The sequence below is a fragment of the Pseudomonas sp. MRSN 12121 genome, assembly GCF_000931465.1.
In the GTDB taxonomy this organism is placed as follows: domain Bacteria; phylum Pseudomonadota; class Gammaproteobacteria; order Pseudomonadales; family Pseudomonadaceae; genus Aquipseudomonas.
Genome location: NZ_CP010892.1, coordinates 5761965 through 5786086, shown reverse-complemented (window position 1 = coordinate 5786086; position 24122 = coordinate 5761965). Strand labels below are relative to the sequence as shown.

22 protein-coding genes and 1 tRNA gene are annotated in these 24122 nt (G+C 64.0%); 1 reads left to right on the top strand and 22 read right to left on the bottom strand.

The genetic code is table 11. The features are described 5' to 3' along the window. Positions 1–2 precede the first annotated feature (2 nt). From gspK to TO66_RS26210, 14 genes are all read right to left on the bottom strand, one after another. Complete coding sequence (gene gspK, locus TO66_RS26275; protein WP_044465014.1) at positions 3–869, bottom strand: type II secretion system minor pseudopilin GspK; 867 nt, start codon at positions 867–869, stop codon at positions 3–5. Then, entirely contained in the window at positions 862–1464 is a 603-nt protein-coding gene (gene gspJ / locus TO66_RS26270; protein ID WP_044465013.1) for a type II secretion system minor pseudopilin GspJ, read from the bottom strand. Before gspJ ends, gspK begins: the two co-directional genes overlap by 8 nt. Beyond that, positions 1461–1835 carry a type II secretion system minor pseudopilin GspI gene (gene gspI / locus TO66_RS26265; RefSeq protein ID WP_044465012.1) on the bottom strand — a complete coding sequence of 125 codons (375 nt, stop codon included), beginning with the start codon at positions 1833–1835 and terminating at the stop codon, positions 1461–1463. Before gspI ends, gspJ begins: the two co-directional genes overlap by 4 nt. Continuing rightward, entirely contained in the window at positions 1819–2289 is a 471-nt protein-coding gene (gene gspH / locus TO66_RS26260) for a type II secretion system minor pseudopilin GspH (RefSeq protein ID WP_044465011.1), read from the bottom strand. The genes gspI and gspH overlap by 17 nt, the downstream gene beginning before the upstream one ends. After that, positions 2289–2723, bottom strand: a complete 435-nt coding sequence (gspG, locus tag TO66_RS26255; RefSeq protein WP_044465010.1) for a type II secretion system major pseudopilin GspG — start codon at positions 2721–2723, stop codon at positions 2289–2291. Before gspG ends, gspH begins: the two co-directional genes overlap by 1 nt. A 12-nt stretch (positions 2724–2735) precedes the next feature. Then, complete coding sequence (gspF, locus tag TO66_RS26250) at positions 2736–3950, bottom strand: type II secretion system inner membrane protein GspF (RefSeq protein ID WP_044465009.1); 1215 nt, start codon at positions 3948–3950, stop codon at positions 2736–2738. Positions 3951–3952: 2 nt separating this feature from the next. Continuing rightward, a complete protein-coding gene (gene gspE, locus TO66_RS26245; protein WP_044465008.1) occupies positions 3953–5437 on the bottom strand; it encodes a type II secretion system ATPase GspE in 1485 nt (494 codons plus the stop codon). Continuing rightward, positions 5434–7332 (bottom strand): type II secretion system secretin GspD, encoded by a 1899-nt coding sequence (gspD, locus tag TO66_RS26240; protein WP_044465007.1) that lies wholly within the window; start codon positions 7330–7332, stop codon positions 5434–5436. The genes gspE and gspD overlap by 4 nt, the downstream gene beginning before the upstream one ends. Further along, a complete protein-coding gene (locus TO66_RS26235; protein WP_044465006.1) occupies positions 7329–7880 on the bottom strand; it encodes a type II secretion system protein N in 552 nt (183 codons plus the stop codon). The genes gspD and TO66_RS26235 overlap by 4 nt, the downstream gene beginning before the upstream one ends. Beyond that, entirely contained in the window at positions 7877–8398 is a 522-nt protein-coding gene (locus TO66_RS26230; RefSeq protein WP_044465005.1) for a cytochrome b, read from the bottom strand. The genes TO66_RS26235 and TO66_RS26230 overlap by 4 nt, the downstream gene beginning before the upstream one ends. A gap of 64 nt (positions 8399–8462) precedes the next feature. Beyond that, positions 8463–9959, bottom strand: coding sequence for an N-acetylglucosamine-binding protein GbpA (gene gbpA / locus TO66_RS26225; protein ID WP_044465004.1), 1497 nt, complete (start codon positions 9957–9959; stop codon positions 8463–8465). A gap of 212 nt (positions 9960–10171) precedes the next feature. Next, positions 10172–13759 (bottom strand): ATP-binding protein, encoded by a 3588-nt coding sequence (locus TO66_RS26220; protein WP_044465003.1) that lies wholly within the window; start codon positions 13757–13759, stop codon positions 10172–10174. Positions 13760–13774: 15 nt separating this feature from the next. After that, complete coding sequence (locus tag TO66_RS26215; protein ID WP_044465002.1) at positions 13775–14404, bottom strand: response regulator; 630 nt, start codon at positions 14402–14404, stop codon at positions 13775–13777. A gap of 133 nt (positions 14405–14537) precedes the next feature. Then, positions 14538–15500 carry a LysR family transcriptional regulator gene (locus TO66_RS26210; protein WP_044465001.1) on the bottom strand — a complete coding sequence of 321 codons (963 nt, stop codon included), beginning with the start codon at positions 15498–15500 and terminating at the stop codon, positions 14538–14540. A 98-nt stretch (positions 15501–15598) separates the two neighbouring features. Between TO66_RS26210 and TO66_RS26205 the strand changes: the two genes are divergently transcribed. Beyond that, positions 15599–16816 carry an MFS transporter gene (locus tag TO66_RS26205; protein ID WP_082061144.1) on the top strand — a complete coding sequence of 406 codons (1218 nt, stop codon included), beginning with the start codon at positions 15599–15601 and terminating at the stop codon, positions 16814–16816. Positions 16817–17186: 370 nt separating this feature from the next. Here the strand turns inward: TO66_RS26205 and ychF are convergent, their stop codons facing one another. The 8 genes from ychF to TO66_RS26165 all read right to left on the bottom strand — a co-directional run bounded on the left by ychF (position 17187) and on the right by TO66_RS26165 (position 24103). After that, positions 17187–18287, bottom strand: coding sequence for a redox-regulated ATPase YchF (gene ychF / locus TO66_RS26200; protein ID WP_044465000.1), 1101 nt, complete (start codon positions 18285–18287; stop codon positions 17187–17189). A gap of 22 nt (positions 18288–18309) precedes the next feature. Further along, the gene (pth, locus tag TO66_RS26195) at positions 18310–18894 is read right to left on the bottom strand and encodes an aminoacyl-tRNA hydrolase (protein ID WP_044464999.1); all 585 of its coding nucleotides are present in this window, start codon (positions 18892–18894) and stop codon (positions 18310–18312) included. A 169-nt stretch (positions 18895–19063) separates the two neighbouring features. After that, complete coding sequence (locus TO66_RS26190; RefSeq protein WP_044464998.1) at positions 19064–19660, bottom strand: 50S ribosomal protein L25/general stress protein Ctc; 597 nt, start codon at positions 19658–19660, stop codon at positions 19064–19066. 141 nt (positions 19661–19801) lie between these two features. After that, positions 19802–20743 (bottom strand): ribose-phosphate pyrophosphokinase, encoded by a 942-nt coding sequence (locus tag TO66_RS26185; RefSeq protein WP_003205529.1) that lies wholly within the window; start codon positions 20741–20743, stop codon positions 19802–19804. Positions 20744–20791: 48 nt separating this feature from the next. After that, positions 20792–20866: transfer RNA gene (locus tag TO66_RS26180), tRNA-Gln, on the bottom strand. Between the two features lie 36 nt (positions 20867–20902). Then, entirely contained in the window at positions 20903–21754 is an 852-nt protein-coding gene (gene ispE / locus TO66_RS26175) for a 4-(cytidine 5'-diphospho)-2-C-methyl-D-erythritol kinase (RefSeq protein ID WP_044466162.1), read from the bottom strand. Positions 21755–21756: 2 nt separating this feature from the next. Then, a complete protein-coding gene (lolB, locus tag TO66_RS26170) occupies positions 21757–22374 on the bottom strand; it encodes a lipoprotein insertase outer membrane protein LolB (protein WP_044464997.1) in 618 nt (205 codons plus the stop codon). A gap of 4 nt (positions 22375–22378) precedes the next feature. After that, the gene (locus TO66_RS26165) at positions 22379–24103 is read right to left on the bottom strand and encodes a tetratricopeptide repeat protein (protein ID WP_044464996.1); all 1725 of its coding nucleotides are present in this window, start codon (positions 24101–24103) and stop codon (positions 22379–22381) included. Between the last annotated feature and the right edge of the window lie 19 nt (positions 24104–24122).

Sequence of the window (24122 nt, the reverse complement as noted above, 5' to 3'; positions counted from 1 at the left end):
GATTACTCCGAAAGAGGGGCGGCGAGGGTGCGCTGCAAGACGCTGACCTGGCCGTCCGGCTCGATGAGCAGGCGGCTGATCAGGCGCAATCGGCGGTCACCCAGCTCGACATCCAGCACCGCCTGGAAATACCGGCTGCTGACGTCCAGCCCCTGGGAATTGATTTCGTGCTGCTTGAGCACGGGGGTGTCGAGAAATTCCTGGACCGTCTTGTAGCCCTCGGCCGGGCGCGCCTGCACCAGCGCAACGGCCTGGGCCAGGTCCAGCTGGCCCAGGCTGGCCAGGACCTCGGCCGGGGCGGTGTTGAGGTTCAGCGCGCCCGGGGTGGTCCTGACCCAGGGCCGCAGGCGCTGCAGGGTGGCCTGGTCGACGCCTTCCAGGCGCATCAGTTCGCTGCTGTCGTTCCACGCCAGCGGCTTGCCATCGAAGCCGCGGACCGGCGGTAGGCGCGCGGGATCGTGGGGCGCCAGGCCGAGGACCTGCAACAGGCGCTGGTAACGCGCACGGTTGATGCGGTCGTTGGGGTTACGCAGGGCGCCGAGGTTGAAGCGCCCGCCGAGGTCCTGCAGCTGGATGCGGATGCGCCCGCCATCGATGTCGAACACCGGGGTGTTCTGTGCCCAGCGCTGGCCCAGGTACACGCGCTTGGGCTCCGGCTCGTCGCGCCAGTCGTCGCGCAATTGGCCGCGGGCCCAGGCTTCGCCGCTGAGCGCCAGTTGCCACAGCTGTTGCTGCGACAGCTGGTTGGCGCTGCCGACCAGGCTCAGGCGCTGGCGGGCCAGCATGTCGCTGACAATCAGCGTCGCCAGCGAGGTGATCAGCAGCACGGTGATCAGCGCGATGCCGCGTTGTCGGGCCGGGTTAACCATGGTCCAGCCCTTTGAAGCCCGGCAGCAGGATCACCCGCCGCAGGCCGGGAAACCCCGGGGCGTCGAGCTCCAGTTCGATGGCGCGGGGCAGGCTCAGTGGCGCCTGGCCGAGCGGCCAGTTGGGGTGGGCCTGGCCCTGGGCGTCGATGTAGCGCAGGCGTTCGAGGCGGATGCCGTCGAGCAGCAATTGCTGGGAGGCTGCGCCAGGCAGCGCGGGCCCGGGCACCGGGCTGCGGTACTCGCGCAACCATTGGCCATCGCTCCAGCGATGGCTGACCAGCAGCAGGTCGTTGCGCGCCTGTTGCTGCGGGTTGCTCCAGCCACTGCGTACCAGCTGGATCCGCTCGGGCTCGCCGATCAGCGCCTGGCGCGCCGAGCTGCCATTGACCGGGTAGGCGATGGCCTGGACCAGGTCGCGTTCGAAAATGCCCACGGCGCGTTGCAGCCGTCGCAGTTGCAATTCGTGCTGATGAATCCGCTGGTCGGTGTGCATCATCCGCTCCAGCAACTGATAGCAGGCCAGGCCCAGCAGGCTGAACAAGGCCATGGCGATCAGCACTTCGAGCAGGGTGAAGCCTTGCTGGCGGGGTTTCATGGGCGTGCCTCCAGGTAGCCGGCCAGGCGCGCGCGTTGCCGCGGGCTGGGCGCGTCGGTGGCGACTTCGAGGACGATCTTGCGCAGGCGCGGGTCGGGCGCGGCGGTGGTTTCGCTGGTCAGCAGCCAGTCGCGCCCGGCGAAGCGGATCGGTTCCTGGCGCTGGCTCTCGGGCTGGCGCATGCCGGCGCGCAGCTCGTTCAGGCGGTTGTCCGCCAGCCACTGCGCCAGGGTGCGTTCGGTGAGGCTGCCGTTGTTGCCGATCAGGTGTTCGGTGGCGCTGTAGAGCGACAACGACAGCACGGCGAAAATCGCCAGGGCGACCATCACTTCGAGCAGGGTGAAGCCCGCCTGTTCAGGGCACCGGGGCAAGGCGCACCTCCTCGACACCGTCGCTGGACAGCGACAGCAGCGGCTGCTGGCGGTATTCGAGCAGCAGGCTGAAGGCCGAGAGCTGGTCGTCGGGCAGGACCCACACCTGCGGCTCCGTGTTCTGCGTCCGGGGTTGCGGGTCTTGCAGGGTCAGGCGCAATTCGCCGGGCAACCGGTGTTCCTTGAAGCGTCGGTCGGCTTGCCACTGGCCGCTGCGGTCGAGGCTCAGCACCGCGTAGCGGTCCGGTTCCAGGCGCAGGCCGTGGCTGACGCTGTTCAGCACCGCGTCTTCGCGCAACAGGCCAATGAGGTTCTGCAGGCGCTCGGCCTCGCGCCGGGCCTGCTGCCCGCCGGCGTCGCTCTGCACCAGCCCGACCAGGCCGGCGAGCAGGCCGACGATCACCATGACCACCAGCAGCTCGAGCAAGGTGAATCCGGCCATTGGCTTGCGCATCAAGGTTGCCAGTTACCGATGTCGGCATTGGTGCCTTCGCCGCCGCTGCGGCCATCGGCGCCGAAGGAGTACAGATCGTAGGGCGTGCCTTCGCGGCCCGGGGCGATGAACTGGTAAGGGTTGCCCCAGGGATCCTTGGGCAGGCGCTTGAGGTAGCCGTCGGGGTTCCAGTTGAGGGCCGCGGGCATGCCGGCCGGTTTTTTCACCAGGGCTTCCAGGCCCTGCTGGGTGGACGGGTAGTGATGGTTGTCGAGCTTGTAGATTTCCAGGGCCGTGGCGACCGCCTTGATGTCGCTGCGGGCGGCGGTGACCTTGGCCTGGTCGGGACGGCTCATGATCTGTGGGACGACCAGGGCGGCCAGGACCCCGAGGATCACCACGACCACCATGATCTCGATCAGGGTGAAGCCGCGTTGGCGGGAAAGGTTGCGCATGTTGTGTGCTCTTCAGGTGATGAGTTGGTTGAGGTTGAGAATCGGCATCAGGATCGCCAGGACGATCACCAGCACGCTGGCGCCCATGAACACCAGCATCGCCGGCTCGAACAGGCCGACCAGCATGGCGATGCCGTTGGACAGTTGGGTCTGCTGCTGGTGGGCGGCGCGTTCGAGCATGCTGTCCAGTTCCCCCGAGCGTTCGCCGCTGGCGATCATGTACAGCATCATCGGCGGGAAATCGCCGCTCTGTTCCAGGGCTCGGGTCAGCCCGCTACCTTCGCGCACCGCACGCGCCACGTCTTTCATACGAGTACGAATCTGCTGGTTGGCCACCACCTCGGCGGAGATCTCCAGGGCATCGACCAAAGGCACGCCACTGCGCCCGAGAATCGCCAGGGTGCTGACGAAGCGGGTGCTGTTGCTGGCCTGGATGACTCGCCCGAGCACCGGCAGGCGCAGCTGTGCCTGGTGCCAGCGCATCGCCAGGGCGGGCTTGCGCAGGGCCAGGCGCAGGCCGCCGGCGAGGCTGCCCAGCAGCAGGAGCAGGACCAGGCCGTAGTCCCGGGCGAAATCGCTGGTGGCGATCAGGCCGCGGGTCAGCACGGGCAGTTCCTGGCCGCTGTCGACGAACACCTTGACCACATCCGGCACCACGAAGCTGAGCAGGAAGCCGACGATGCCGAAGGCCGCCAGCATCAGGATGCTCGGGTACAGCATGGCCAGTTGCAGTTGCTGGCGGGCGGCATGCCGGGACTCGGTGTAGTCGGCCAGTTGCATCAGCACCTGGGCCAGGTGCCCGGCGCGCTCGCCGGCGGCCACCGTGGCCCGGTACATCGCGCTGAAGGCGCGGGGGAATTCGCCCATGGCCCGGGCCAGGTCGTGACCCTCCAGGACCCGCGCGCGGATCGCCAGCATCATGCTCTGCTGGGCGCGCTTGCTGCATTGGGCGGCGACCGCGGCGAGCACTTCCTCCAGCGGCAGGGCGGCCTGGACCAGGGTCGCCAGCTGGCGGGTCAGCAGCGCCAGCTGGGCCGGGCCCAGGCGCAGGCCGCTGGTCAGCGCGCCGCCGGCCGGGTCCTTCTGCCCGCGCGCCGGCTTGACCTGCAGGGCGATCAGGTTGCGCTCGCGCAGCAACTGGCGAACCTGCCGGGCGCTGTCGGCTTCCTGCACGCCGCGGGTCTTGCGCCCGGCGTTGCACATGGCGAGGTATTCGTAGGCGGCCACGGTCAGTGCTCCCGGGTGACGCGCAGCAGTTCTTCGACGCTGGTGACGCCCTGCAAGACCTTGTCGCGGCCGTCGGCGAACAGGCTGTGGGCATGCTGGCGCGCGTAGTGGGTCAAGGCGGATTCGCCGGCCCCTTCGTGGATCAACTGGCGCAACGGCTCGTCGAACAGCACCAGCTCGTAGATGCCCTGGCGGCCGCGATAGCCGCTCTGCTGGCAGGCCGGGCAGCCCACCGGGTGATAGAGCTGCGGCGCCTGTTGCGGGTCGAGGTGCAACTGCTGGCAGGCCGCGGCGTCGGCCGGGGCGGCGCGCTTGCAGTCGGGGCAGAGCACCCGCACCAGGCGCTGGGCGACCACGCCCAGCAGCGAGGTGCAGAGCAGGAAGGGTTCGATGCCCATGTCCAGCAGGCGGGTGACGGCACCGATGGCGCTGTTGGTGTGCAGGGTGGAGAGCACCAGGTGGCCGGTGAGGGAGGCCTGCACGGCGATGTCGGCGGTCTCGCGGTCGCGGATCTCGCCGACCATGACCACGTCCGGGTCCTGGCGCAGGATGGCGCGCAGGCCGCGGGCGAAGGTCATGTCGACCTTGGTGTTGACCTGGGTCTGGCCGATGCCGGCCAGGTGGTATTCCACCGGGTCTTCGATGGTGAGGATGTTGCGCGTCTGGTTGTTCAGGCTGCTGAGCCCGGCATACAGGGTGGTGGTCTTGCCGGAGCCGGTGGGTCCGGTGACCAGCAGGATGCCGTGGGGGCGCAGCAACGCATCCTCCAGCTTGCTGCGGATCGCCTCGGCCATGCCCAGGCGGCCCAGGTTCAGGCGCCCGGCCTGCTTGTCGAGCAGGCGCATCACCACCCGCTCGCCGTAGGCCGAAGGCAGGGTCGAGACCCGCACATCCACCTCGTGGCCGCCGATGCGCAGGGCGATGCGCCCGTCCTGGGGAATGCGTTTTTCGGCGATATCGAGCTTGGACATGACCTTGATCCGCGACACCAGCAGGCCGGCCAGCTCGCGCCGCGGGCGCAGCACTTCGCGCAGCAGGCCGTCGACCCGCAGGCGCACCGAGAGGTGCTGTTCGAAGGTTTCCAGGTGGATGTCCGAGGCCTTGACCTTGACCGCCTCGCCGAGGATCGCGTTGATCAGGCGAATGATCGGCGCGTCGTCCTCCTGCTCCAGCAGGTCGGTGATCTGCGGCAGCTGTTCGGCCAGGCTGGCCAGGTCGTCCTGGCCGGCGATCTGGTCGCCCAGGCCCTCGGCCATTTGCAGGGCGTCGCCGCGCCCGTCGCGGTACTGCTCGGCCAGGCGTTCGGCGAAACCTTCCGTGTCGAGTATCCGATGGCCCGACAGCGGACCGTGGCAGCGGCGGATCTCGGCCAGGATCTCCACCGGCGTGTCGCTGCGGCAGTAGAGCCGCAGACCGTTTTCATGGGGTTCGAGCAGCACCCCATGGCGCTTGGCGAAGCCAAAGGGCAGGCGGGCCAGCGGGCTCATCGGCGTGGCTCTTTGGCGCGCATGTCGAGAGTGCCGTCCTGCGGCGCGCTGTCGAACAGCTGGCGCGAGTCGGCGGGCAGGGCCAGGCCGTTGCGGCTGTCGCCATGGGTGCGCAGCTTGCGCAGGTCGTTGTACTTGCGGGTGCTGATGTCCACGGCATCGTTGCTGCCGCGCACCAGGGTCGGACGCAGGAAGACCATCAGGTTGGTCTTTTCGGTGACGTCCTTGGTGCTGGTGAACAGCCGGCCGAGTAGCGGGATGCTGCCCAGGACCGGCACCTTGCTGACCTGGGTCTTGACGTTGTCCTTGATCAGGCCGCCGAGCACGATGATCTGCCCGTCGTCGGCGAGGATGGTGCTTTTCACCGAACGCTTGTTGGTGATCACGTCGCTGGTGGCGATGCCGGGCGGGGCGCTGGCCAGCTCGGAGCTTTCCTGCTCGACCTTCAGGCGCAGGGTGTTGCCGTCGTTGATGTGCGGCGTCACCTTGAGGGTCACGCCGACGTCCTGGCGCTCCACGGTGGTGAAGGGGTTGCTGGCGCCGGCGGTATCGGTGGTATAGGAGCCGGTCTGGAAGGGCACGTTCTGGCCGACGAGGATTTCCGCGGGTTCGTTGTCCAGGGTCAGCAGGCTCGGGGTGGACAGCAGGTTGTTCTTCGAGTCGCTGGACAGCGCCGTGACCAGCGCGCCGAAGTTGCTGGTGCCGATGCCGATAATGGCGCCGTCCGGCAGGGTCACGCTCTTGTCCTTGGCCTGGCTCAGCAGGGTGCCGATCGACAGGCCGGTGCCGCTGAAGTTGGTGCCGCCGGCGACATTGCCGGCGCGGGCGGCCCACTGCACGCCGAGGGCTTCGTTGATGTCGCCGCTGACTTCGACGATGGCCGCTTCCACCAGCACCTGGGCCCGAGGCTGGTCGAGCTGGGTGATGACCTTGTCGAGCATGCTCAGTTGCGCCGGGTCGGCCATCAGCACCAGGGCGTTCTGGCTTTCGTCGGCGCTGACCAGCACCGAGCTGCCGCCCTTGCTTTCGCCAGTGCCGCGCTTGCCGTCTTCCAGGCGCTTGCCGATGCCGTCGAGTAGCTTCGACAGTTGCTTGGCATCGCCGTGATGCAGGCGCACCACCCGGGCGCTGTCGTTGGCGTTGCCCGGCACGTCCAGGTCCTTGACCAGCGCCGCCATGCGCTGGCGGTCCTGGGCGGTGCCGGCGAGGATCACCCGGTTGCTGCGGGCATCGCCCACCGCCTTGGCGCTGCTGGGGCCGTTGCCGGTCTGGCTGACGCTTTCGTTCAGGGTCCGGGCCACTTCGTTGGCCCAGGCATGCTTGAGGGCCACGGTGCTGAAGGAGCGGTTGCCGGCCTGGTCCAGTTCGTTGACCACCTGGCGGATCCGCTCGACGTTGCTGGCGCTGTCGGAGACCACCAGGGCATTGGAGCTGGCCGAGGGCGCGACATAGGCGTCGTCGCCCACCAGCGGGCGGACCACGCCGGAGATCTCGGCGGCGCTGGCGTTGCGCAGGTCCAGGACGCGGGTGACGAATTCGTCGCCCGACTGCTCGCTGGATTTGGTCTTGGCTTCCACCGCCGGCATGATCATGACCCGGTCGCCCTGCTCCAGGGCGACGAAGCCCTGGCTGCGCAGCACGCTGAGGAACAGCGAGTAGATGCCTTCCTGGTCCAGCGCCTTGGACGATTGCACGCTGACCTTGCCTTGCAGGCGGTTGTCGACCACCAGGGTCTTGCCGGTGATGCTCCCGACTTCATTGGCCAGGTCGCGCAGTTCGGCATCCTTCATGTTCAGCGTCCACAGGCGCTGGGTGGTGAGGGCGGCCGTACTGGGCAGGGCGTTCAACAACAGGCCGAGGCTGAGCACGGCGCCTGCAATCTGAGGCAGTTTCATGGTGTGTTCTCTATCGCTTGCAGAAGCGCCGTGGGTTGCGGGTCGGCGACCTCCGTCGGGGTTGTCTGGGGGCTGAGCAGGCGCATCGGTTGCCCTGGCAGCAGCAGGTTCTGTTCGCGGCCGTTACGCAGCACCACGACCTGGTCGGCGCCGACGCTTTTGAGCAGCGTGCCGTCGGGCAGGCGCTCGCCCGGGGAGTAGAAGGCGCGGCTGTCGGCGTACTGGATCAGCGCCCTGGATTGTTCCGGCTGGCTGCCTTGCAGGCTGGCGAGCAGGGTCAGCGGCAGGTTGGCCTGCGCGCTGTCGAATTCGATCGGTACGGCACCGAAGACCCGGGCGATGGTGCGTTCGTCCAGGGGCGCGGGCCGCAGCTTTTCCGCGCTGACGGTCGGCACTGCGCCCGGCACGGGCCGGCCGGCGATCACTTGCCGGTAGGCCCAACTGTCGAACCCCAGCCAGGCCAGCCACACGCCCAGGGCGATCAGGCTGGCGGGCAGAAGGCAACGGGTCCCGGGCCAGCGCGGGCGCCATGCAAGAAGCGTCTTCATGGGCGCTTGGGCAGCATGCGCCTGAGGACGCCATGGCCACGCACTTGATGGAGGATCACCGCGGCGATATGGCCGGCCACCAGCAGGGCCAGGGCCAGGCAGCTGTAATGGTGAAGCTCCTCGAAAAAGGTGATGGCCGCCGGATCCCGCAGCGGCTGCGGCAGTTGCAGGCCGAATACGTCGATCGGCCGCGACATCATCAGCACGCCGCTGAGCAATACGGTGCCCAGGGTGACCAGCAGGCCTGCGTGCCCGGCATGCACCAGCAGGCGCTCGGCCTTGTTCTGGTGGGCGGGGGCCGCGGGAGCGGGGTGGCGCAGCATGTACAGCAGCCGCAGGACGAACAGCGGCACCAGCAGGGTGGTCAGCGAAACGTTGATGAAGGCCAGGGTCTGTTTGATCTCTACGGAAGGTTGCAGCAGGAAGCTGGCGTAGCCGCTGAGGGTGGCCCACAGGACCACGACGGCGAACGTCCAGTGCAGCAGCCGGCGCGGTTTTGAATAATGAAGTTGGCTCATATCGGTTCCCTTGAGTCCGCCACGCGGTGCCGAAGCACCGTGTGGCGGTTGGTCAGGTCATGGATTACTTGCGAATCCAGGCGTCCTGCCAGTTGCTGCCGGTGCCTGGCTCATAGTGAGTGGCGCCAGCGTTCCACTGGATGCAGTAGCCGCTGTAAGGGAAGGGCTTGCACTCATAGACCTTGCCGTCCTTGCCCAGCACCTTGGTGCCGGCCTTGTAGCTGCTCAGGCCCTTGGGGAAGACGAAGTCGTATTCACTGGTGCCGCCACCCGTTTCTTCGGCCTTCAGGGTGATGCGCTGGCTCTGTTGCAGCTGCTCGCCTTTTTCCGGCTTGGCCACGACCACGACGTCGTACTCACCTTCGCTGACATTGCGCAGCGGGATGGAGAAGTGCGGCATGTTGTTGCCTGGCTCGGCCTGGACGTGGGCGATGCTTTCGTTCTTGCCGTTGAACACGGTCGAGCTGACGGTGTACTTGCCGCCCTGGGCGATCGCATTGAAGTGCAGGTCGGTGGCGCCGTCCTTCAGGGTGTACTCGGCTTGCAGGCCGGAAATCTTCAGCTCGCCCGGGATGCTCGGCTGGTCTTTCTGGATTTCCACGTTCACCACGTCGCTGCCCTTCTTGGCGTACATGGTGTTCTTGCCGTAGTGCGGCACCACTTCGTTGTTGGCGTTGAGCTCGCCCATGAGGTAGCCGGCGTTGGCCTTGTTGACCTTCTGCGCCAGCAGGAACGGCCAGGTGTTGGCCTTGGCCTGTTCCGCGGTCTCGATGTTCAGCACGGTCTGGCGGTTCTGCTGCTCGCCGGCGTTGGTGAACACGCGGGTCTTGACCTTGTCGCCGACACGCAGCTCTTCAGGCTGTACCGCGCCGAGGATTTTCCAGTCGGGAACCGGTGCGCCGTCGTTGTCGATGTTGACGTCGATGACCTGGTAGAAGGTCGCCGCGGTGTCGGCGATTTTCCAGGTGGCCAGGATCACGTGGTAACCGCTGCGGTCGGCCGGGATGTTGACCTTGTGCTTGGTCGTGCTGCCGCTCTGCGGACGCGCGCCGCCAGCGTTTTCATTGAGCAGCGGGGTCAGCTCGAACGAGTCGCGGGTCAGCGGCTGGTTCGGGTTCCAGTCTTTCTTGGTGATGTAGAACTGGTAGTAGGCGCTGGCGTGGCCGGCCTTGTAGTGCCAGGTGAATTCATTCATGCCTGGCTTGATGGTGGTTTTCTGCCAGCGGGTAGCGGTCTGCTCGTTGAGCTGGGAGAAGCTGGCGATACCGCCGGCCGGAATGGTGCCGTTGGCCGGGCCGCACTGGGTGAAGTCACCCGCGCAGTAATCCTTCGGGTAGTGGTGGGCCACCGATGGCGAGTACTCGACACTTTGCGGTTCGTACGTGACAGGGCCGCAATTGCCGTTGAGGTTGCCCCCGGCGGAGTTGCACATGAAGGCACGGGACTTCGGACTTTCGACGTAACCGTGGGCGAAGGCTTGCTGGGTGGCCAGGGATGCCAGGCCGAGGGTAATGGCCAGGGGCAGCTTGCGCAGGGCGCTGGCGCGGGTGCTAGGAAGCATCGAATCAACCTTTTTTAAGAGTTATGGAAGTCTTCGATGCCAGGTGCCCCATAGCGTCCCGGAGCCCCCGGTATCGAAGGGCGCCTAGGATGCCGAGCAGGCCTGGAGGCTTGTATGAGACGAGTACGAAAGGCGCGGGGAGGGAGTGGAACAAGATGTTTCAAGAAGTGCGCGCGAGCCCGGAGCGGGCCCGCGGGCCTGTGCCAGAGGGCTCAGCCGTGACGTTCGATGTCGGCCAGCATCCGCGCGATGACCTCCAGCAACGCCTCGCGCGGCCCGTCCACGGGGGCGCCTTGGCGGGCCGCCGTTTGCAGGTCGAGGCAGGCTTGCATCAACGCTGGCGAGTCGACCGTGCAGGCCAGCCCACTGAGCCGGTGGGCCCACTGGTCGATGAGTTCGGGGGTAGTCGGCAACGGTGCGTGTAACAGGTCGCGCTCGTGTTCCAGGTTGCGGCGCAGCTCCTGGAACAGGCGCTGCTTGAGCTGTGGGTCGTCCTGCAGGTTGCCCAGGTGCGCGAGGTCGAAGCTGGCGGGCGCCGTGGCGGCGGACGGCAGGCCGGGGGCCTGGGCAAGCGGGGCGTCGAGGGAAGGTGCCAAGGGTTCGAGCCCGTCGAGGATTTCCCGCAGACGCTCCAGGACGATGGGCTTGATCATCAGGTCGTCCATGCCGGCCGCCTGGCAACGCTGCTGTTCGTCGGCCAGGGCGCGGGCGGTGTAGCCGATGATCGGCAGCCGCGGTTGCCCGCGCGTCTGCTCGGCGGCCCGCACCTGGCGGGTCAGGGCATAGCCGTCCATGTCCGGCATGTTGCAATCGGTGACCAGTACATCGAAGTGTTCCTGCTCCAGGGCGTGCAGGGCGGCCCGGGCGTTGCTGACGTAGGTGCCCCGATGGCCGAGCCTGAGCAGTTGCTGTTCGAGCACCAGGCCATTGGTCGAGACGTCGTCGACGATCAGCACCTTCAGCGCGGCGCCCGGGGTATCGGTCGGTAGTGTCTGCTGTGGCTCGTGCGCGACCGGTTGCCAGGGCAGGATCAGCTCGAAGCTGACCCGGCAGCCCTGGCCCGGGGTACTGGCCAGGCGGATGTTGCCGCCCATGAGTTCGACCAGTTGCTTGCAGATGCTCAGGCCCAGGCCGGAACCTCCGTGCAGGTGGGCGATTTCGGCATGGGCCTGCTGGTAGGGCGCGAAAATCTGTGGCTGGAGCTCCTCGGCGATGCCGATGCCGGTATCGCTGACATGGAACATCAAGCGGCTCTGGCGGGGCGCCGAATCGAGCTCCTGGACCTGCAGTTCGACCTGGCCCCGGGCGGTGAACTTCAGGGCGTTGGACAGCAGGTTATGGAGGATCTGGGTCAGGCGCATGGCGTCTACCCGATAGCGCCGCCGCGGGTCCAGGCGGTGTTCCAGCTTGAGCTCCAGGTGTTTTTCCCGGGCCTGGACGGCGAACAGCTCGAGGCAGTTTTCCAGCAACTGGCCGAGGTCGGTGAGGCTCGGCGCCAGTTCCATCTGGCCGGTCTCAACCTTGTCCAGGTCGAGAATGTTGCCGATCAGGTCGATCATCGATTGCGCCGACTGCTGGGCGATGCCGAGGTTCTGCGACGGCGTGGGCGAGCCGCTGGTTTCCAGCTCCAGCAGGCCGACCATGGCGTTCAGCGGGGTACGCAGTTCATGGCTCATGGTCGCCAGGAACTGGCTTTTCGCGGCGCTGGCGTCCAGCGCCTGCTGCTGGGCTTCGAGCAGCTTGTGCTCCAGGTGCTTGCGCACGCTGATGTCGATCCAGCCACCCAGCAGCCCCTGTTGCTTGCCGAGGGCGGTATAGAAGGGCACCAGCCATTGGTAGATATGGCGGGTCTGGCCGTCGACCTCGATCACGCTGTCGAGGAACTGCGACTGGCGGCTATCGAGCAGCCGCTGGTGCTGTTCCTCCAGTTCCCGGGCCAGGGCGGGCGGGGCGATGCCCTGTTCCTGCGGGGTGGTGCCGCGGATCTCGTCGAGGGACCGGCCGAAAAACTGCTCGTAGGCGTGGTTGCAGGTGCTCAGGCGGCCTTGCAGGTCGCGCACGTACAGCGGGATGGGCAGGCCGTTGAGCAGGGCGAACTGGAAGGCCAATTGGTCCTTGAGCTGGTTCTGCGCGGCGCGGCGTTTGCGGATCTGAACCCGCAGGCGCCAGTTCCAGTGCAACGACAGCATCACCAGGACCAGCACCAGGGCCGCGGTCTGCCACACCCAGTTCGGCAGGTAGTCCCACAGCGAACCGCGGGCTGTGGGCAGCGCCAGAATGCTGATGCGGTCCTGGTTGGCGCTCGAGTTTTTCAACGAGTACAGGAGCTTATTGAGAATACTCAGCAGCTCGGGATGCTGGGCCGATACGGCGAACACCAGGGGCTCGGGCTGGGCCTGGAACTGCTTGCCGGTACGCAGCCGCGAATTGTCCAGTTGCTGGGCATCGGCGGCGCTGTTCAGGGTGGCGTCGACCATGCCCTGTTCAACCAGTTGCACGGCCTGGGAGTAATGATCGGTGAGCACCAGCTCGATGTTCGGGTAGCGGCTCTGGAGCAGGGATTGCAGCGGGTGACCGGCGGGAAGCGCCAGGCGCCTGCCGCTCAGGGCCTCCAGGGAACTGGGGGAACTCGCGTCGTCGCGGGTGATGAAGGCCCAGTATTCGGTGCCGAAGCCATCGCTGAACAACAGGTTTTTTTGCCGCGCAGGTGTCGGTGCCAGCGACAGGGCGATTTGCGCTTCGTCACTCTCCAGGCGCTGCTGGTCGGCGGCTGCGGATTGGCTGTCGATGATGTTCAGTTGCAACTGATAGTCGTCGGCCAGGCTGCGCAATACGTTGAAGGCCAGGCCGGCCCATTGGCCGTCGGCGTTGCGGTACAGGTAGTTGGGGATCTCGTGGGCGATCAGGTTCAGCGCCGGGAGGTGCTTGAGCCAGCTGTCTTCGGCGCTGTTCAGGGCGAAGGAGTCGGTCGGCGCGAACAGCCAGGGCGAGTGCTCCCAGTGCTGCAGGATCTCTTGCTTGCGCGCCCGGGAAACCGTCTTCAACGCGGCATTGACCAGGGTGACCAGGTTCTCGTCCTGCGCCCGCGCGGCGAAGCTGAAACCCATGGCCGGCAGGTTGGCGACGTATTTGTTCTGCAGCTTGAGGTTGGCCAGGCTGCGCATGTAGAAGTTGCTGCGCAGCTGGTCGCCGATCAGCGCGTCGGCCTTGCCGTCGGCCAGGCGTTGCAGGCCTTCGACAATGCTGTTGATCTCCACCAGTTCGGCCTTGGGGTAGGCCTCGCCGACGGTTCTGGCCTGCACGTAGTAGGCCGGCACCAGCACGCGTTTGCCCGCCAGGTCCGGGGGCAGGTCCTTGTCGGCGATGCGGCCGACGATGATCGGCTCGTTGTCCAGGTAGGGGGTGCTGTAGAGGAAGCCGGTCTGCCTCCTTTCGTACTCGGTGGCGCGCGGCATCAGGTCGATGTCGCCGGCGCTCAGGGCGGCGATCGCGCTGTCCACCGAAGGGTAGGGCACGCGCTGGATCGGCAGTTCGAGAAACTGGCTGATGTGGCTCAGGTAATCGTTGGTGATCTGGTTGAGGACATCGTTGCCACGGGGCTGCGGCCGCTCGTTGGAGGCGCTCACTTCGGCGACCCGCAGCGGGCGCGAAGGCAGGGCCTGGCGCATGGCGGTCAGGGCGTTCAGGGACAGGTTCAGCGACGTGGGCTGCGGTTCGGCGGCGTACAGGGAGGTGATGCTGCCGAGCAACAGGGCGATCCGAATGATCAGCCGGGGCAGGCTCGCTAGGGGATTCGGCATAAGGGTTTGGCGATCTCAGGTCAGCCCGACTTCCTTGATGTACAGGTAAAGGGCGGCGTTGTTGTCCAGGCCGAGCTTGCGCATGGCGTTGCTCTTCTGGCTGCTGATGGTCTGCTTGGAGCGATTCAGGTGCACGGCGATTTCATTGACCGAAAGCCCCGCACCGTACAGGCGCAATACCTCGACCTCACGGGGCGAGAGGGGCTCCGAACGGGATACGGGCTGGTCGTCGGGGTTGAGCAGGTGGCGGATGGACGGCGAGATGAAAGGCTTGGCCTGGCTGGCGCGAACCGCCATCTGCAGGTCGCCTTGTACGCCACGCTTGCTGATCAACCCCTGGACCCCGAGCTTGAGGATCGAGGCGAGCAGCGCCGGGTTGTTGAGCATGGTCACCACGATGACCGCGATACCGGGATGGCGCCGTCGCAATTGCTCGATCAGGCGGATGCCGTCGGCCTGCTGGCTGTGGGGCATCATCAGGTCGGTGATGACCAGGTCGCAGGGTTGCGTGGCCAACAGCTGGAAAAGCCCTTCGACATCCTGGGCCTCGCCGACGATCTGCAGGGTGTTGTCGCCACTTAGCGAAGCGCGGATGCCGATGAGTGTCAGCAGATGATCATCGACGACGATAACTTTCTTTTGCATCTGGGGCAGGTCCCTGTCCGTGCGCAACATGAGCGAGAGAATGAGTTAAGCAGAACCTGTGCACGTAGCTGCCTGTGTCAAAGGGATGCAAGGGTACTCCTGTCGCGTGGCGCGATGAAGTGTCCCGTGGCTTTCATGGCATGGCTTGCAACCTGCTGACATTCGGTACCTTAAGGTCGAACAACAGCTCATCGGTTGCGCGATCGAAATGGTCGATAAGGAAATCCAGCAATACACGCACGCGGGGAGTCCGATAACGATTGCCGTGTAATACCGCGTAGACGCCAGCCTCACGGACACAGAAGTCGGGCAACAGGATTTTCAACCGTCCAGCACGGATATCGTCTGCCGCATCCCAAATGGTCTTACGCGCGATGCCATGTCCGGCCAACGCCCATGTGCGTGCGAGGGCGCCATCGTTTGTTTCCCATGCCTGGCTCATCGGCACGGTGTGGTTCCATTCCTGACCGTCCACCACAAAGTGAAAGGTGTTTAACGGACCGGCAGACGTCACCAGCACGATGAACTTGTGGTTAACCAAGTCAGCAGGGGTCTGGGGTTCACCGTATCTCTCCAGATAATCAGGCGAAGCGCACAGTACTCGCCAGTTGGGCGCCAACTGTCGGGCGATCATCGAACTGTCATGTGGCTGCCCAAACCGGATTGCCAGATCGACATCGTCCTGCACCAGATTCGATACGGAATCCGACAGCGTCAGCGCGATGCACAGTTCCGGGTGCAACGTGCTGAATGCCTCAAGCCAGTCATTCAAAAGATTGCGGCCAAAATCGGCAGATGCGGATATCCGTACCTTGCCACACACTTCTGTTTGACTTGCTTGAAGCCCCGCTTCGGCCTCATCGATAGCCCGCAATGCGACCCAGCACTGCTGCAAATAAAACCGACCTTCTTCTGTGAGGCGCAACTGGCGCGTTGTGCGATCGAACAACTTGGTGCGCAGCGCCGCCTCAAGTTTGATAAGCCGCGCGCTGGCCGCGGCTGGCGACAGCGCCAGTTTGCGCCCAGCGGCAGACAAGCTGCCGAGTGCAGCTGCCTCGACAAACAAACGCATATCACCCAATCGGTCGGTAGCCATATTCAATTCAAATTTGATAGTTCGTCAAATGGTAGGCCAATTATCAAAGCTGTGGAAACTCACCACACTTTCGCCTCCCTTCTCTTTGAGCACAGGTCATGACCGGCGAATCGCAATTTGATAAAGGCTCTTTCACGACATTGGGCAATGTCGAGTACCGCATTACCGGGCGTCTCCCACTGAGGGCCCTGTTAGCGCTGACAATGGGTAGCTTTATCGCCACCGCCAACGAAACGTTGCCAGCAGGACTTTTGCCACAAATCGCCGAGGCGTTCAGTGTGTCGCAATCGTGGGCGGGTCAGATGGTGACCCTATGTGCATTGGGCTCAGGGTTGGCGGCTATTCCATTGACCCTCGCGCTGCAGGGCTGGCACCGGCGTTTGCTGCTGTTGCTGGCTGTTGGGGTGTTTTTCGCCTGTAATGCGGTGACTGCCCTGTCGCCCTGGTTTTCCTTGACGCTGGCTGCTCGCTTCGTGGCGGGGATCGCAACCGGCCTGGCCTGGAGCCTGCTGGCAGGCTACGCCAGACGTTTGGTCGCCCCAGCGCTTCACGGTCGCGCCATGGCCCTGGCCATGCTCGGCATCCCTTTGGCACTGGCCCTTGGTGTACCGCTCGGTGCCTGGCTCGGCCAACTTCTGGGGTGGCGTTGTGTATTCGGGACGCTCTCAGGGCTGAGCCTTTTGCTGATGGCCTGGATCTACCTGAACGTGCCTGATTATCCTGGACAACGCTCCGATCGCCGCCTGCCGCTACGTACGGTTCTGCAAACGCCAGGTGTGCGGCCTGTGCTGGCGGTGGTCATGCTCTGGATTCTGGCCCACTACACCCTCTATACCTATATCGCTGCGTTCTTGGCTTCTGTGGGATTGGCCAATCAGGTAGAGCGGGGCCTCTTTGCATTCGGCATTGCTGCCTTGGTCGGTCTATGGATGATCGGCATGCTGATCGATGGCAGGCTTCGGCATCTGATCCTGCTCAGCCTGACAGCCTTCACCCTGGTTTCGTTTGCTCTTGGGCTGGGTGATCTGCCCGTCAGTGCGCTCTATATCGGCATCATCCTGTGGGGGATGACCTTCGGTGGTGCACCAACCTTATTGCAAACCGCCTTGGCTGAAGCTGCCGGTGACGGCGCCGATATTGCCCAATCAATACTGGTGACCGTCTTCAACCTGGCGTTTGCAGGCAGCGGTGTGATTGGCGGCGTTCTCTTGGAAACCCGGGGGGCAAGCGCTCTTCCCTGGGTCGTGCTGGCTTTGTTGCTGCCGGCGCTGTTGATTGTTTCGATAGCCAAGGGGCACGCTTTCAGGGGGCACTAGCACCGAAGCGTTGAGGATTTACAGAGTTGCTGCCGCATAAGCGGGCGGGCGCTTACGCTGCTCACAGATCACTACATACCGACCTAAAGAATGCGCGCCCGTATTCTGAAGATCGCTTCGCGTCACGTACCAAGGCGGGAGCTGTATGGGGTCGTTCCGCACGTACGGATCTGGTGGAGTTGGCTGGTAACTGCCATTCCTGCCGCGACCGTTTTACTGGCTTGATCTTGAATCGAAATACTTCGGTTTTTTTTGTGGCTGAAAACAGTAGGGCCCCGTATGGGGCCCTACTGTTTTCAACACTCTCTCGCTTGAAGAGCGCTATTGTCAGTGGCGTCCTCGAACGCCACCGAGCTGCGGCTAAAGCGCCTCAGACGTTGAAGCGGAAGTGCATCACATCGCCATCCTTGACGATGTATTCCTTGCCTTCCAGGCGCCATTTGCCCGCTTCCTTGGCACCGGCTTCGCCCTTGAACTGGATGAAGTCGTCGTAGGCGATCACTTCGGCGCGGATGAAGCCTTTCTCGAAGTCGGTGTGGATCACGGCCGCGGCCTGTGGGGCGGTGGCGCCCACGCGGACGGTCCAGGCGCGGACTTCCTTGACCCCGGCGGTGAAGTAGGTCTGCAGGTTGAGCATTTCGTAGCCGGCGCGGATCACGCGGTTCAGGCCAGGCTCTTCCAGGCCCAGGGCCTCGAGGAACATGTCTTTTTCTTCACCGTCGTCCAGCTCGGCGATTTCCGCTTCGATCTTGTTGCAGACCGGCACCACCATCGCGCCTTCTTCCTCGGCGATGGCCTTGACCACGTCCAGCAGCGGGTTGTTCTCGAAACCGTCTTCGGCGACGTTGGCGATGTACATCACCGGCTTGGTGGTCAGCAGGTGGAAGCCGCGGATCACCGCCTTTTCCTCGGTGCTCATGTTCTTCATCAGGCTGCGCGCCGGCTTGCCTTCGGTGAAGTGGGCAATGAGCTGCTCGAGCAGGGCTTTCTGCGCCACGGCGTCCTTGTCACCGCCCTTGGCGTTGCGCGCGACTTTCTGCAGCTGTTTTTCGCAGCTGTCGAGGTCGGCGAAGATCAGTTCCAGGTCGATGATCTCGATGTCGCGTTTCGGGTCGACGCTGTTGGCAACGTGAATCACGTTGTCGTCTTCGAAGCAGCGGACCACGTGGGCGATGGCATCGGTTTCGCGGATGTTGGCCAGGAACTTGTTACCCAGGCCTTCGCCTTTCGAGGCGCCCGCCACCAGGCCGGCGATGTCGACGAACTCCATGGTGGTCGGCAGCACGCGCTCCGGCACCACGATGGCGGCCAGGGCATCCAGGCGCGGATCCGGCATCGGCACGATGCCGCTGTTCGGCTCGATGGTGCAGAAGGGGAAGTTCTCGGCCGCGATACCGGATTTGGTCAGGGCGTTGAACAGGGTGGACTTGCCGACGTTAGGCAGGCCGACGATGCCGCAGTTGAATCCCATGGTGTTTCCCCTCGGGTAAGAGTCAGGCCTTCTGGCTGTGCAGGTTTTTCATCGCGCGGTTCCATTCCCCGGCGAAGATATCCGGCAGCACGCCGAGGGCAAAATCGATGCTGGCGTCGAGCTTTTCCTGTTCGGCGCGTGGCGCGCGACCCAGGACGAAGTTCGAGACCATGCTGGCGACGCCGGGATGGCCGATGCCAAGCCGCAGGCGGTGGAAGGTATTCTGGTTGCCCAGTTGCGCGATGATGTCGCGCAACCCGTTGTGCCCGCCGTGCCCGCCGCCCTGCTTGAGCTTGGCGACGCCGGGTGGCAGGTCGAGTTCGTCGTGCGCCACCAGGATTTCTTCGGGCTTGATGCGGAAGAAACCGGCCAATGCCGCCACGGCCTGGCCGCTGCGGTTCATGTAGGTGGTGGGGATCAGCAGACGAATGTCCTGACCCTGGTGCGAAAAGCGCCCGGTCAGGCCGAAATACTTGCGATCGGCCACAAGGCTGACGCCTTGTTTGTCGGCGATGCGCTCAACAAAAAGGGCCCCTGCGTTATGCCGGGTCTGTTCGTATTCGGCACCTGGATTACCCAGGCCAACGATCAGTTTGATGGCAGTCACGATAGGGGCCCTTCCTTGGAGTGGTGGATAACATCGCCGCAACCCGGGAGAGCGGCGAAAACGGACGAAAAAAGCTCATTTACCATGGATGTAAACTCCGCGTTCCCGCCCGCTTTCTCGCTACGTTCCAGTCCGCGATGTTTCCGGCCACTCCGGCAAGCAGAGTGGATTACTCTGCAGCGCCTTCTTCAGCTTCTGGAGCAACACGTGGAGCGTGAACGTTGGCAACAGCCAGGTCGTTACCGTGAGCCAGGGCAACGAACTCAACGCCTTTAGGGGCCTTGAGGTTGGACAGGTGGATCACGGTGCCGATTTCAGTCTCGGCCATGTCGACTTCGATGAACTCAGGCAGGTCTTTCGGCAGGCAGGAAACTTCGATCTCGGTGGCTGCGCGGAAGATTTCGCCGCCTTTCTTGACCGGAGCTTCTTCGTTGATCAGGTGAACTGGAACCTTGGCGGTCAGTTTCTGGCCGGCAACAACGCGCACGAAGTCAGCGTGCATGATGAACTGCTTGGCTGGGTGACGCTGCAGGGCCTTGATCACGACGTTCTGCTTGGTGCCGTCGACGTTCAGCTCGATAACGTGGCTGAAGGCAGCTTCGTTTTCGAACAGCTTGGCGATTTCCTTGGCCAGGATGGTCACGGACTCGGCGTCCTTGTTACCACCGTAGACAACGGCAGGAATGTTCGCGGCATGACGCAGGCGGCGGCTCGCACCTTTCCCCAGGTCAGTACGCGCTTGAGCGTTCAGGGTGAAATCAGTCATTTCATATCTCCAAAATAGCCATTACCGAGTGGCGTTTGCGACCAGCGCCAAACACGGCATGGGCAAAAAAGCCCCGCCCCGGCAGTGGTGCCGGGGCGGGGCGCTTTTCGTCAACGAGACATTTCGAAAAGGGCAGGGCCCTTATCGGAACATCGCACTGATCGATTCTTCGTTGCTGATGCGGCGAACCGCTTCGGCAACCACCGGCGCGATATCCAGTTGGCGGATACGCACGCAGGCCTGTGCTGCGGCGGACAGCGGGATGGTGTTGGTCACCACCAGCTCGTCCAGCACGGAATTTTCAATGTTCTCGATTGCCCGACCCGACAGCACGGGGTGCGTGCAGTAGGCAAAGACCTTGGCAGCGCCATGCTCTTTCAAGGCCTTGGCCGCGTGGCACAGGGTGCCGGCGGTGTCGACCATGTCGTCAACCAGGATGCAGGTACGACCTTCGACGTCACCGATGATATGCATCACTTCGGAGTGATTGGCTTTCTCACGGCGCTTGTCGATGATCCCCAGGTCCACGCCCAGGGACTTGGCCACGGCACGTGCACGCACGACGCCGCCAATGTCCGGGGACACGATCATGAGGTTTTCGAAACGTTGGTCTTCGATGTCGTCCACCAGAACGGGGGAGCCGTAGATGTTATCTACCGGAATATCGAAGAAGCCTTGAATCTGGTCTGCGTGCAGGTCAACCGTGAGCACACGGTCGATGCCGACGACGGTCAGCATGTCAGCCACGACTTTCGCGCTGATAGCCACACGTGCGGAACGCGGACGGCGATCCTGACGGGCATAACCAAAGTAAGGAATTACAGCAGTGATTCGAGTCGCTGAGGAGCGGCGGAAGGCATCAGCCATCACGACGAGTTCCATCAGGTTATCGTTGGTCGGAGCGCAAGTCGGCTGAATAATGAAGACGTCTTTACCGCGGACATTTTCATTGATCTCAGCGGTAATCTCGCCGTCGGAAAACTTTCCGACAGAGATGTCACCGAGAGGGATATGCAGCTGACGTACGACACGCCGAGCCAGATCGGGGTTAGCGTTCCCCGTAAAGACCATCATCTTGGACACGCGCAGTACCTGAAGGCTGAGGGTATACCTGGATGAGTATAAGGAAAATGGCAGGGGCGGCTGGATTCGAACCAACGCATGGCAGGATCAAAACCTGCTGCCTTACCGCTTGGCGACGCCCCTGTATCTGTTGCATCAAGTGCCTGGCACTTGGTTCCTTTAGAGCAGACTTTGCAGCTTGCGATGCAACATCGAAACGTTGCTTCCTTTTGCTACAAACCCTGTAAGGGTCTCTGTAAGAAGGGCCGAGACTTTATCAGCTTCAGCTTTGCTTGGGAAGCCCCCAAACACACAACTTCCAGTTCCAGTCAGTTTTGCTTCGGTAAATTTACCTAACAAATTCAATGCGTTACGTACTTCTGGATAACGCCTTGCAACTACCGGAAGGCAGTCGTTTCTGTTGTTTCCCTCGGGAACGGGGCGCACTTTAATGGGCGCGGTGTCACGTGTCAACAGCGGATCCGAAAAAATTTCTGCTGTACTTACAGAGACTTGCGGCACCAGCACGAGATACCAGGGCTCCTCGGGTTCGACCGGGGTGAGTTTCTCCCCCACGCCCTCGGCAAAAGCGGCATGCCCGCGCAAGAAAACCGGGACATCGGCGCCCAGCCCCAGGCCCAGCGAAGCCAGCCGGTCGCTGTCCCAGCCCAGTTGCCAGAGATGGTTCAGGCCCAGCAGGGTGGTCGCCGCGTTGGAACTGCCGCCGCCGATGCCACCGCCCATGGGCAGGACCTTGTCGATCCAGATATCGATGCCCAGCGGGCAGGCCGATTGTGCCTGCAGCTGCCTGGCCGCGCGCACGATCAGGTTGCTGTCGTGAGGCACGTCGGGGAATTCCGTGTGCAGGCGAATGACGCCGTCGTCGCGGACGGCGAAAGTGATTTCATCGCCGTAATCGAGAAACTGAAAGATCGTCTGCAGTTCGTGGTAGCCGTCTTCGCGACGACCGAGGATATGCAGCATCAGGTTGAGTTTTGCCGGGGAGGGCAGGGTCAGCCGGGGGGCGCTCATGCTCATTGCCCCAGCTTGCGTGGTTGCCATTCCTTGATCACCAGCGTGACGTCAAGGTCCTGGCCATGCAGCTTGATGCGCTCGGGCAGCCAATAACCGTTCTGTTGCGCGTAGCTCAGGTATTCGACCTGCCAGTTATCCTGCTCGAGGCTGGCCAGGCGGCTGTCGCCGTCCAGGGTCAGGCGGCTCTTGCTGTCGGGCGCGGGCAGCCCGCGAACCCACCAGGCCAGGTGGGAAACCGGCAGCTTCCAGCCCAGTTGCTCTTCGAGCAGGGCTTCCGGGGTCTGCGCTTCATAGCGTCCCTGGTTGGCGACTTCCAGCGCGACCTGGCCGGGGCGGCCGGTCAGGCGGGCGGCACCGCGGCCCAGCGGGCCCGACAGGCGGATGTCGTAGTAGTCCTGGCGCTGCAGCCAGAACAGCGTGCCGCTGCCCGAGTCCTTGGGCGCGCGAATGCCGATCTTGCCGTTGATCTGCCAGCCGTCGAGGCCGCTCAGTTGCTGCTTGTGCTCGCGCCATAGCGCAGGGCTGCCGTGCCCCTCGACGGACTCGCGGGTACCGAAGCCGGAGCAGCCGGCGAGCAGGGCAATAAGGCTGAAGACAATAAGGTGGCGCAAAAACATAGTCTTAAAGGTTCTCTGATCCGGTCAGGCGTTTGATGGTGCTGCGCAGGATAGGGCTGTCGGGCTGGTCCTTGAGGAACTTGCTCCAGATCTGCCTGGCTTCGCGTTGCTTGCCGTTGGCCCAGAGCACTTCGCCCAGGTGCGCAGCGACTTCCTGGTCGGGAAAGCGCTCCAGCGCCTGGCGCAGCAGGCGCTCGGCTTCCGCCAGGTTGCCCAGGCGATAGTTCACCCAGCCCAGGCTGTCGAGTACCGCCGGATCGTCCGGGGTCAACTGGTGGGCCTGTTCGATCAGGGCCTTGGCTTCGGCGTAGCGGGTCGTACGGTCCGACAGCGTATAGCCGAGGGCGTTCAGGGCCATGGCGTTGTCCGGCTCGCGCTTGATGATCAGGCGCAGGTCCTTTTCCATCTGCGCCAGGTCGTTGCGTTTCTCGGCCTGCATCGCACGGGTGTAGAGCAGGCTGACATCGTCCGGGTATTGCTGCAGGGCTTGCTGGAGAATTTTCCAGGCCTTGTCGCCCTGATTGTTGGCGGACAGGGTCTCGGCCTCGATCAGGTACAGCTGGATGGCGTAGTCCGGCTGGGCGTCGCGGGCCGCGGCCAGGCGTTTTTCGGCGTCGGCGGTGCGGCCGTTGCCCATCAGGATATCGGCCTGGCGCAGTTGTGCCGGCAGGTAGTCGTTACCGGGGCCGACCTGGCCGTACTCGGCCAGCGCGCCCTGGGGATCGTTGAGTTCTTCGGCGATGCGGCCCAGGTTCAGGTGCGCCGAGTCGACATGGCTTTCCCGGGCGATCAGGTCTTCCAGATAGCCTTTGGCCTCTTGCCAGTCCTTGGCCTCCAGGCAGACCAGCGCCAGGGAGTAGCGCAGCTCGTCGTCTTCCGGATACTGCTGCACCAGGCTGGAGAACTGGGCCTTGGCGTCGTCCATGCGATCCTGTTCGACCAGCATGCGTGCGTAAGTCAGGCGCAGGCGCTTGTCGTCCGGGTATTTGCGAATGCTCTTTTCCAGCAGCGGCAGGGCTTCGTCAGCGCGGTTGAGGCTTTGCAGCAGGCGCGCGCGCAACAGGATCGGCGCGATCTCGCCTTCCTCCGGCGGGTTCTGCTCCAGCAGCTTCAGCGCCTCGCGGGTGTCGCCGTCCTGTTGCAGCAGCAGGGCTTTGCCGAACACCAGTTGGCCATTGTTCGGGTGTTTCTGCAGCAGGCGGTCGAAGCTCTTCATCAGGCCGTTACGAGTGTCCTGGTCGGTGTCGGCGGCCGACAGCGCGAGGAAGTCGAAATGCGTATCGCCCTTGCCCTGCAGGACTTTCTCCATATAGACCATGGAGTCGTCATAACGCCCGCTGCGGGCCAGCTGGATGGCCGCGGCGCGCTGGGCTTCCAGATCGTCCGGGGCGTTTTTCGCCCAGATCAGCGCGGTGTCCAGCGCGGCCTGGTCGGCGCCGAGGTATTCGGCGATGCGGAAGGCCCGCTCGGAAATGCCCGGGTCCTGGGTGTTGACGGCCTGGGTGACGTAGTTGTCCAGGGCAATGTCGAACCGGTTGCGTTGACCAGCCAGTTCCGCGCTCAGCAGGCTGAAGATCGTGTCTTCGCTGAACGAGGAGTAAACCTTGGGCTTTTCGGGAGCCGGGGTGCTGTCTTCGACCGGCGAGGTACCGTCCGGCGAAACGGGAGCCAGGGTCTGGCAGCCGCTGAGGAAGACAAAAGCAAGGAGCAGCGCGGAGGATCTATTCATATAGGAAGAGGATGACTAA